The following is a 10,795-nucleotide window of genomic DNA, read 5'->3' on the forward strand; positions in this document are numbered from 1 at the left end:
AACAATGCCGAGCACCGAGAAACACGTCGACTACCTCAAGCGCCTCGCGACCGACCTCAGGCGCGCCCGGCGCCGCGTCGCCGAGCTCGAGGGCAAGCTGTCGGAGCCGATAGCGATCGTCGGCATGTCGTGTCGCTACGCGGGTGGCGTGGATTCGCCGGAGGCGTTGTGGCAGTTGGTGATCGACGGTCGCGATGCCGTGTCGGACTTCCCGACCGACCGGGGCTGGGACGTCGACGCCCTCTTCGACCCGGACCCCGACGCGCCCGGCAAGATGTACACGCGCCAAGGCAACTTCCTGCTGGACGCGGCCGACTTCGACGCCGGGTTCTTCGGCATCGGGCCCAGCGAGGCCCTGGCGATGGACCCGCAGCAGCGCCTGTTGCTGGAGGTGTCCTGGGAGGCGTTGGAGCGGGCCGGGATTGACCCGCTGTCGTTGAAGGGGTCGGCGACCGGGGTGTTCGCCGGGGTCATCCACGGCGGCTACGGCGGCGAGGTGAAAGGCGAGCTGGAAGGCTATGGGTTCACCGGCTCCACGCTCAGCGTGGCGTCGGGTCGGCTCTCCTATGTGCTGGGGCTGGAAGGCCCGGCGGTTTCGGTGGATACGGCGTGTTCCTCGTCGCTGGTGGCGATGCACCTGGCGGCGCAATCGCTGCGCTCGGGGGAGTCCGACCTGGCCCTGGCCGGCGGCGTGACCGTCATGGCCACTCCGGCGGGCTTCGTAGAGTTCAGCCGGCAACGCGCGCTCGCCCCGGACGGCCGCTGCAAGGTGTATGCCGGCGCAGCCGACGGCACGTCGTGGTCGGAGGGCGCGGGGGTGCTGGTGTTGGAGCGGCTGGCCGACGCCCAGCGGCTTGGCCATCCGGTGCTCGCTCTGCTGCGCGGGTCGGCGGTGAACCAGGACGGGGCGTCCAACGGGTTGACCGCACCGAATGGGCCGTCGCAGCAGCGGGTGATCCGCGCCGCGCTGGCCGGCGCCGGGCTGACCGCGGCCGACGTGGACGTCGTCGAAGGGCATGGCACGGGCACCGTGTTGGGCGATCCGATTGAGGCCCAGGCGCTTTTGGCGACCTACGGGCAGGGCCGGCCGGCGGACCGGCCACTGTGGCTGGGCTCGATCAAATCCAACATCGGTCACACGTCGGCGGCCGCGGGGGTCGCCGGGGTGATCAAGATGGTGCAGGCGATGCGGCACGGGGTGATGCCCAAGACCTTGCACGTCGATGTGCCGACGCCGCACGTGGATTGGTCGGCGGGCGCGGTGTGCCTGCTGACCGAGCCGCAGCCCTGGGCGGGCGAGGGCGGCCCCCGCCGGGCGGGCGTGTCGTCGTTCGGGATCAGCGGGACCAACGCCCACGTCATCATCGAGGAGCCGCCGGCCGAACCCGAACCCGAACCCGTTGTCGCCGAGCACGATTGCGAGCCGGTCGTGCCGTGGTCGGTGTCGGCACGTTCGGAACGGGCGCTGGCCGGCCAGGCGGAGCGATTGCTAGCCCGGCTGCGCGCCGACCCGAACTGGGACCCGATGGACGTGGGCTGGTCGCTGGCCACCACCCGATCGGTGTTCGAGCATCGCGCGGTGCTGGTCGGTGGCGACCGCGACGCCCTGCTTGGCGGTCTGGCCGCGGTCGCGTCGGGGCGGCCGGACCCGGCCGTGCTGGTGGACCGCGCGCGCCCGGCGGGCAAGACGGTCTTCGCGTTCCCCGGCCAGGGCTCGCAGTGGCTGGGGATGGGCGAGGCGCCCTATGGGCGATTCCCGGTGTTCGCCGAGGCCTTCGACGAGGCCGCCGAGGCGCTCGATGCCCACCTGCGGCTGCCGCTGCGCCAGGTGATGTGGGGTTCGGACGCGGAGACGCTGCAAAGCACCGAGTTCGCCCAGCCGGCGCTGTTCGCCCTCGAGGTCGCGCTGGCGGCGTTGTGGCGGTCCTGGGCTGTGACGCCCGACGTGGTGATCGGTCATTCGGTGGGCGAGATCGCCGCGGCGCACGTCGCCGGGGTGCTGTCGCTGGCGGACGCGGCGCGGCTGGTGGCGGCGCGGGGCCGGCTGATGGCGCGGCTGCCCGCCGGCGGAGCGATGGTGGCCGTGGCCGCGACCGAGGACGAGGTGGCCCCCCTGCTGACCGAGGGTGTGGGCATCGCGGCGGTCAACGGCCCCGAGTCGGTGGTGGTTTCGGGCGTGGCGGCCGCGGTCGAGGCGGTGGCGGACCGGCTGGCGCAGCAGGGCCGCCGGGTGCACCGGTTGGCGGTTTCGCACGCATTCCATTCGCCGCTGATGGAGCCGATGATCGACGAGTTCTCCGCGGTGGCGGCCGAAATCTCGGCCGCGCAGCCGCGAATCCCGTCGGTTTCCAACCTGACTGGCCAGCTCGCCGGGCCCGGCTACGGGTCGGCGTCGTATTGGGTCGAGCACGTGCGCCGGCCGGTGCGTTTCGTCGACGGCGTGCGGCTGGCCGAGTCTCAAGGGGCCGGCGTGTTCCTGGAGGTGGGCCCGGGCGGCGCGCTGACGGCGTCGGTGGCGCAGTCGCTGACCGCCGACCGCGCCACGTCGGTGGTGAGCATGGCCAAGGGCCGTCCCGAGGTCGACTCGCTGCTGAGCGCCGCCGGGAAACTGTTCGTCACCGGCATCGGCGTCGACTGGTCCGCGGCGTTCGCCGGTCTGGCCGCCCGTCGAATCCCGTTGCCCACCTACGCCTTTCAGCGGCGGCGGTACTGGTTGCCCGCCGAATCGGTGGGATCGAGCGACGTCGGTGCCGCCGGGCTGGCCGGGGCCGGCCACGCGCTGCTGGGGGCGGTGGTGGAGCGGCCCGATTCCGGTGGCGTGGTGTTGACGGGCCGGTTGTCCGCGGCCGCCCAGCCCTGGCTGGCCGATCACGCGGTGGCCGGAACGGTGCTGTTCCCGGGCACCGGGTTTGTCGAGCTGATGCTGCGCGCCGGCGACGAGGTCGGCTGCCCGGCGATCGAGGAGTTGACGTTGTCGGCCCCGTTGGTGTTGCCGGCGTCCGGCGGGACGCGGCTTCAGGTGGTGGTCGGTGAATCCGGCGAGTCCGGCAGGCGCTCCGTTTCGATCTATTCGGCCGGCAGTCAACCGGATTCGCCGTGGGTATTGCACGCCGAAGGCGAGCTGAGCGCCGCGCCGATGGCGCCGGCCGCCGAATTGTCGGTGTGGCCGCCTGCCGGCGCCGAGGCGGTGGATGTCAGCGACGGCTACGGGCGGTTGGCCGCGCGCGGTTACGAGTACGGTCCGGCGTTTCGGGGCCTGCGGGCGATGTGGCGGCGCGGCGCCGAGATCTTCGCCGAGGTGGCCGTGCCGCAGGACGCCGGGACGGCGTTGGGCGGCTTCGGGATCCATCCGGTGCTGTTGGATGCGGCGCTGCACGCGCTGGGGATGGACGGCGAGCACGGGCAGACGGTCCTGCCGTTTTCCTGGCGGGGCGTCTGCCTGCACGCGGCCGGTGCGTCCCGGGTACGGGTCCGGCTCGCCCCCGCCGGCACCGGCGCGATCTCGGTCGAGCTGGCCGACGCCGCGGGGTTGCCGGTGTTGTCGGTGCGCGAGTTGGCCGTTCGGCCGGTGTCCGCCCAGCAGCTGTCGGCGGCCGCGGCGCGCCCGGGCGGCGGCGGGCTGTTTCACGTGGTGTGGTCTCCGATGCCGCTGCAGCACAACGGCACCGCTGACGGCGTGGTGGTATGGGAGTTGGGCGCCGGGAACGGGAACGGCGACGTGGTGCGGTCGGTGCATGCGGTCGCCGCTGAGGTGTTGGGTGTGGTGCAGTCGTGGCTGGCCGGTGACCGGGCGGGCCTGTTGGTGGTGTTGACCCGTGGGGCGGTTGGGCTTTCGGGTGAGGCGGTTTTGGATTTGGCGGGGGCGGCGGTGTGGGGGTTGGTGCGTTCGGCGCAGGCTGAGCATCCGGGTCGGGTGGTGTTGGTGGATTCGGATGGGTCGGTGGATGTGCGGGCGGTGGTTGGTTGTGGTGAGCCGCAGGTGGTGGTGCGTGCTGGGGTGGTGTATGGGGCGCGGTTGGCGGCGTTGGGTGGGGGGTCGGTGTTGGCGTTGCCGGGGGGGCGGTGGCGGCTGGAACCTGGTGGTCGTGGGGTTTTGGAGGATTTGGTGGTGCGGTCTTGCCCGCGGGTGGAGTTGGGGGCGGGGCAGGTGCGGGTGGCGGTGGCCGCGGTGGGGGTGAATTTTCGGGATGTGTTGGTGGGTTTGGGGATGTATCCGGGGGGCGGCGAGTTGGGTGCTGAGGGCGCCGGTGTGGTGGTTGAGGTGGGTCCGGGCGTGACGGGGTTGGCCGTTGGTGATGCGGTGTTGGGGATTTTGGGTGTGGTGGGTTCGGAGGCCGTGGTCGACGAGCGGTATGTGGTGCCGGTGCCGGCGGGGTGGTCGTTTGTCGAGGCCGCGGGGGTGGCGGTGGCGTTTTTGACGGCGTGGTATGGGTTGTCGGAGTTGGCGGGGCTGCGTGCGGGTGAGCGGGTGTTAATTCACGCGGCTACTGGTGGGGTGGGGATGGCGGCGGTGCAGTTGGCGCGGCATTTTGGGGCGGAGGTTTTCGCGACCGCTAGCCGTGGTAAGTGGGAGACGTTGCGCGCCATGGGTTTTGACGCCGATCATATTGGCGATTCGCGGACGGTGGAGTTCGAGGACAAGTTTATGGCCGCCACGGGTGGGGCCGGGGTTGATGTGGTGCTTAACTCGCTGGCCGGTGAGTTTACTGATGCGTCGTTGCGGTTGCTGGGGCGTGGGGGGCGGTTTATCGAGATGGGCAAGACCGATCTTCGCGATCCGCGGCTGGTCGGTGAGCGTTATCGGGGGGTTAGTTATCGGGCGTTCGATTTGATGGAGGCCGGCCCGCAGCGCATCGCACGGATGTTGGCCGAGGTGATGGGTCTGTTCGCTGCGGGGGTGTTGGAGTCGTTGCCGGTCAAGGTTTTTGATGTGCGCCGCGCGGGTGAGGCGTATCGGTTTGTCAGCCAGGCCCGCCATATCGGCAAGGTGGTGCTCTCGTTGCCCGATGGCCCTGGCGGGCTCGGTGGTGGTGCGGTGTTGATCACCGGGGGCACCGGGATGGCCGGTTCGGCGCTGGCGCGTCACCTTGTCGAGCGGCATCGGGTGGCGCATGTGATGTTGGTCAGCCGTGGCGGCGAGCGCGCTGACGGGGCCGCCGAGTTGGTGGGCGAGTTGCGCGCCAAGGGGGCCGAGGTATCGGTGATCGCCTGCGACGTGGCCGATCGCGACGCCGCGGCGCGGTTGCTAACACAGCTGCCGGACCGGTACCCGCTGCGGGCGGTGTTTCACGCCGCCGGTGTGCTCGATGACGGGCTGATCTCCTCGCTGACCCCCGAGCGGCTCGACACGGTGCTGCGCGCCAAGGTCGACGGCGCGTGGAACCTGCACGAACTGACCCGTGACCAAGACCTGACGGCGTTCGTGATGTTTTCGTCGATGGCCGGAATCGTCGGGACGCCGGGGCAGGCCAACTACGCCGCGGCCAACAGCTTCCTCGACGGGCTGGCCGCCCACCGGCGCGCGCACGGCCTGCCCGGGTTGTCGATCGCCTGGGGACTGTGGGAACAGGCATCCGCGATGACGGCCCACCTCGACGATCGAGACAGGGCCCGCATGAGCCGCGCCGGGGTGACGCCCATGTCCAGTCAGCAGGCGCTGGCGCTCCTCGACGACGCGCTGCCGGCCGACCAGGCCGTGCTGGTCGCCGCCCGCCTGGACGCGGCGGCGCTGGCCGCCGAGCCCGCGGTGTTGCCACCCCTTCTGCGCGACGTGGCCGCTCGTCCGGCGCGGCGCGTCGTCGCCGACGCGGGCACCGCGGCGTCGACGTCGGGGCTGCGCGCTCGACTGCAGGGCCTCACCGCCGAGCAGCGGCACCGCGAGCTGGTCGACCTGGTGTGCGGCAACGCCGCCACCGTCCTCGGCCACAGCGCCGCGGACGTCTTGGCGGACAGCGGCTTTCAGGATCTCGGATTCGACTCGCTGACCGCCGTCGAACTGCGCAACCGGCTCAAGGCCGCCACCGGGCTCACGCTGTCTCCCACGGTGATCTTCGACTGCCCCACGCCGGCCGCGCTGGCCGAGCACCTCGACAGCCAGCTCGCCGGCTCGGGCGCCGAGGAGCCGCCCGATCGCAGCGGGCGTCTCGACCGCGTCAATGACCTCGCGCGCGAGCTGCAAACGCTGATCGATCAGCCCGGATGGAGCGCCGACGACAAAGCGCTTCTGGGCGGCCGCATCCGCAACATGCTGGCCAGCCTGAGCGCCCCGGCGCCGGAGCCGGAGCCGGAGGCACACCACGACGACGACATCGAAAACGCCACCGATAGCCAACTTTTCGCCATCCTCGATGAGGAAGTCGGGCCCTGACGCCCCGTCATGATTCGATAAGTCACGTGCAACCGACACCCGTGGCGATCATCGGGCTCGCCTGCAGATTTCCCGCCGCCGCCAACCCGGCGGAGTTCTGGCGGGTCGTTCGCGACGGGCTGGAAGCCACCCAGCTGCCGGGCAGCGTCGCCGACTTCGACGCGGACTTTTTCGGCGTCTCGCCGCGCGAAGCCTGCGCCATGGACCCCCGCCAGCGGCTCGCGCTGGAGCTGACCTGGGAACTGCTCGAGGACGCGTTCATGCTGCCCGAAGCGCTCCGCGGGGAACAGGTGGCCGTATACCTGGGCGCCATGGGCGACGACTACGCCCTGTTGACGCTCGGCGACCCGGCCGAACACCTCGACCATCATTCGTTCGCGGGAATCAGCCGGGCGATGATCGCCAACCGGATCTCGTACGCCTTCGGCCTGCGCGGTGAAAGCCTGACCGTCGATTCCGGCCAGTCGTCGTCGCTGGTCGCGGTGCACCTGGCCTGCGAAAGCCTCCGACGGGGCGAGTCGACGCTGGCGATCGCCGGGGGCGTGCACCTCAACCTGGCCGGCGAAACCGCCTCGCTGGAAAGCGAATTCGGAGCCCTGTCGGCGTCGGGTCGCACCTACGCGTTCGACGCCCGGGCCGACGGCTACGTGCGAAGCGAGGGCGCCGGCCTCGTGCTGCTCAAACCGCTGCCGGCCGCCCGCGCCGACAACGACCGGATCCGCGCGGTCATCCGCGGCAGCGCCGTCGGCAACGCGGGACACGCCGCCGGTGGGCACGCCGTGCCCTCGGCCGCCGCGCAGGCCGACGTGATCCGGCGCGCGTTGTCCAGCGCGGGCCTGGACGCCGACGGGGTCCAGTACGTCGAGGCCCACGGCACCGGGACCGAGGTCGGCGACCCGGTGGAGGCCAGGGCCCTGGGCGAGGTGTTCGCCGGTCGGCGCCAGCCGCTGACGCTGGGCTCGGTCAAGACGAACATCGGTCACACCGGCGCGGCGGCCGGCATCGCCGGCCTGCTCAAGGCGGTGCTGGCACTCGAAAACCGTGCCATACCACCGAGTTTGAACTACGCCCACCCGGCTCCCGGGATCGACCCGGAGGGCCTCGGGCTGCGCGTCAACACCACGCTCACGTCCTGGCTGGCCGCCGACGGGCCCCGGCGGGCGGGGGTGTCGTCGTTCGGGATGGGCGGAACCAACGCGCACGCGGTCATCGAGGAACCGCCGAGACAGCCCGAAACCCCCGCGGTTCACGCCGACAACGCTCCGACGGCATGGGTACTGTCCGCTCGCTCGGCGCCGGCCCTGGCCAACCAGGCCGCCCGGCTGCTGGCCCACCTGGCGGAGTCGGAGGGCCTGCGCGCCGCGGACGTCGCGTGGTCCCTGGCGACGACGCGGTCGGTGTTCGAGCACAGGGCGGTCACGGTGGGCGCCGACCGCGAGACGTTGATCAGCGGCCTGACGGGCCTGGCCCGTGGGGAGCGCCGGCCCAATCTGGTGGTGGGGCGGGCACACCCGCGGGGCCGCACGGTGTTTGTGTTTCCCGGCCAGGGCGCCCAGCGGCTGAGCATGGGCGCCCAGCTCTACGACGAATTCCCGGTTTTCGCAACCGCTTTCGATGAGGCCGCCGCGGCGGTGGACGCCCAGCTGCGGCGGCCGCTGCGCGAGGCGGTGTGGGGGAGTGACGCAAAGCTGTTGGACAACACCGAGTTTGCCCAGCCCGCGCTGTTCGCGGTCGAGGTGGCCCTGGCGGCGTTGCTGCGTCACTGGGGTGTGGTCCCCGACGCGGTGATGGGTCATTCGGTGGGCGAAATCGCGGCCGCCCATGTGGCGGGGGTGCTGTCGCTGGCCGACGCGGCCAGGGTGGTGGCGCAGCGCGGCCGGCTGATGGCCGGGTTGCCCGAGGGCGGGGCGATGATCGCGGTGGCCGCCGGCGAAGCCGAGATTGCCGAGTCGCTGACCGACGGCGTGAGCATCGCGGCCGTCAACGGCCCCAACGCCGTGGTGATCTCCGGTGCCGAAGCGGCCGTCACCGAACTCGCGGACCGCCTCGCCGAGCGGGGCCGGCGGGTGCGCCGGTTGGCGGTCTCGCACGCGTTTCACTCGCCCCTGATCGAACCGATGGTCGACGAGTTCGCCGCGGCGGTGGCTGGCATCGCGCCGCAAGAACCGCGAATCGCGGTGGTGTCCAACGTCTCCGGCGGCCCGGCCGGGCCCGGCTATGGGTCGGCCCGATACTGGGTCGAGCACGTGCGGCGGCCGGTGCGCTTCCTGGAAGCGGTGCGAGCCGCCGAGGAACTGGGCGGCGAGCTGTTCGTCGAGGTGGGCCCCGGCGGGGGCCTCAGCGGCGCGGTGGAGCAATCCCTGACGACCCACGGGCCCGCCTCGGTCGTGACCATGCCCGAGGACGGCCCGGAGGCGGAGTCCCTGCTCGCCGCGGCGGGACGGCTCTTCACCCGAGGCGCGCCGGTCACGTGGGCGACCGTCTTGCCGCCCGCCCGGCGGGTGCCGCTGCCCACGTACGGCTTTGCCCGCCAACCGTTCTGGATCGGACAGGGCCGAGACACCACGCCGGCCAAGTCCACCCCGCCAGGGGTTTTCGCCGAACAATTGCGGCAACTGGCTCCCGACGACCAGCGCCGTCGCTTGGTCGAGTTGGTAATCGCGCACGCCGCGGCGGTCTCGGGGCACGACGACGCCCGGGCCGTGGACCCCGAACGCGCGTTCGCAGACCTCGGGTTCGACTCGTTGACCGGGGTCCAGCTGCGCAACCGCCTCAAAGCCGATACCGGCCTGGCGTTGTCGCGCACGCTGATCTTCGACTATCCCACCCCGGCGGCGTTGGCCGATCACCTCCGCGAACTGCTGCTGCGCGGCCCGCACGAAACGCCTGACGACGCCGACGGGATCTGGTCGGAGCTGAGAAAGATTCCGCTCCAGGAGCTTCGAAGAACCGGACTGCTCGACAAACTCCTGCTGTTGGCCGGGGCGTCGGAAGCATCGCCCGCCGGCCCCCCGACGACCGACGAAACCATCGATTCGCTGAGCCCCGAGGCGCTGATCGCGATGGCGCTAGAGATTGCTGAAGACGAAATCGGCGAATAGTGCACACGGCATTGCTCGACGCAAATGCGATGACAGCGAACAAATATCGTCTGACATGTGTTAAATAAAGCAACTTTGCACCACTTTGCTCGACCACTTAAGCTTTCACCATTGGCAACTCGCGGCGAGCCGCCGGACCGAAAGCGCCAATTTTCGTTCCGCGGCGATTTATACGAAGGTATGGGGCATGAGCGTTATCGCGGGTGTGTTCGGCGCGTTGCCGCAGCATCGGTATAGCCAGCAAGAGATCACCGACCAGTTCGTGAACTTCCCCGGAATGAAGGAACACGAGGAGATCATCCGGCGCCTGCATGCCGCCGCGAAGGTCAAGGCTCGCCACTTCGTCCTGCCGCTGGAGCGCTATCCCTCGCTGACCGACTTCGGCGACGCCAACGAGATCTTCCTCGACCACGCCGTCGAGCTCGGCTGCGAGGCGCTGAAGGGAGCGCTCGACGAGGCGGGGCTGGCACCCAACGACGTCGACATGATCGCGACCACGACGGTCACCGGTGTGGCGGTGCCGTCGCTGGACGCCCGGATCGCCGGGCGGCTCGGTTTGCGGCCCGACGTGCGCCGCGTCCCGCTGTTCGGCCTCGGATGCGTGGCCGGCGCCGCCGGCGTGGCCCGGCTGCACGACTATTTGCGCGGCGCGCCCGACGCCGTGGCGGTCCTGGTCTCGGTCGAGCTCTGTTCGCTCACCTATTCGGCGGTCAAGCCCACGGTGTCCGGGCTGGTGGGAAGCGCGCTGTTCGGCGACGGCGCCGCCGCGGTGGTGGCCGTCGGGGAACGTCGCGCCGAACAACTGCGCCCCACGGGCCCGGACATCCTCGACTCGCGCAGCCGGATGTATCCCGAATCCCTGCACATCATGGGCTGGGACGTCAGTTCGGCCGGCCTGCAGCTGGTGCTGTCGCCGGAGCTGACCGACGTGATCGACCGGTATCTGGCCGACGACGTCACCGCGTTCCTGGCCGGCCACGGGCTGACCAAAAAGGACATCGGGGCCTGGGTCAGCCACCCCGGCGGCCCCAAGGTCATCGACGCGATCGCGCGCAGCCTCCAGCTCGAGCCGGACGCGCTCGAGTTGACGTGGCGCTCCCTGGCCGAGATCGCCAACCTTTCGTCGGCCTCCGTGCTGCACATCCTGCGCGACACCATCGCCAAGCCGCCGCCCAGCGGGAGCCCCGGGCTGATGCTGGCGATGGGGCCAGGGTTCTGCTCCGAGCTGGTGCTGTTGCGCTGGCGCTAGCTGTACTCGGCCAGGACGTTGGTAGCAGGCGTGTCGGCTTGATGTGAGGAGAACCCCCGGGTGGGGTGTGGCGTGTCG

The 10,795-nt window shown here is 71.0% G+C and carries 3 protein-coding genes; all 3 read left to right on the forward strand.

Annotated elements, in window-relative coordinates; genetic code table 11:
- The first annotated feature begins 4 nt into the window (after positions 1–4).
- The 3 genes from AWC19_RS25260 to AWC19_RS25270 all read left to right on the forward strand — a co-directional run bounded on the left by AWC19_RS25260 (position 5) and on the right by AWC19_RS25270 (position 10,717).
- Positions 5–6,367: a type I polyketide synthase gene (locus AWC19_RS25260; protein ID WP_085080838.1), complete on the forward strand. Its 6,363-nt coding sequence runs from the start codon at positions 5–7 to the stop codon at positions 6,365–6,367.
- A gap of 26 nt (positions 6,368–6,393) precedes the next feature.
- Entirely contained in the window at positions 6,394–9,468 is a 3,075-nt protein-coding gene (locus AWC19_RS25265) for a type I polyketide synthase (protein WP_085080839.1), read from the forward strand.
- 187 nt (positions 9,469–9,655) lie between these two features.
- Positions 9,656–10,717, forward strand: coding sequence for a type III polyketide synthase (locus AWC19_RS25270; protein WP_085080840.1), 1,062 nt, complete (start codon positions 9,656–9,658; stop codon positions 10,715–10,717).
- The last annotated feature ends 78 nt before the right edge of the window (positions 10,718–10,795 follow it).

The sequence above is a fragment of the Mycobacterium palustre genome, assembly GCF_002101785.1.
GTDB lineage: Bacteria > Actinomycetota > Actinomycetes > Mycobacteriales > Mycobacteriaceae > Mycobacterium > Mycobacterium palustre.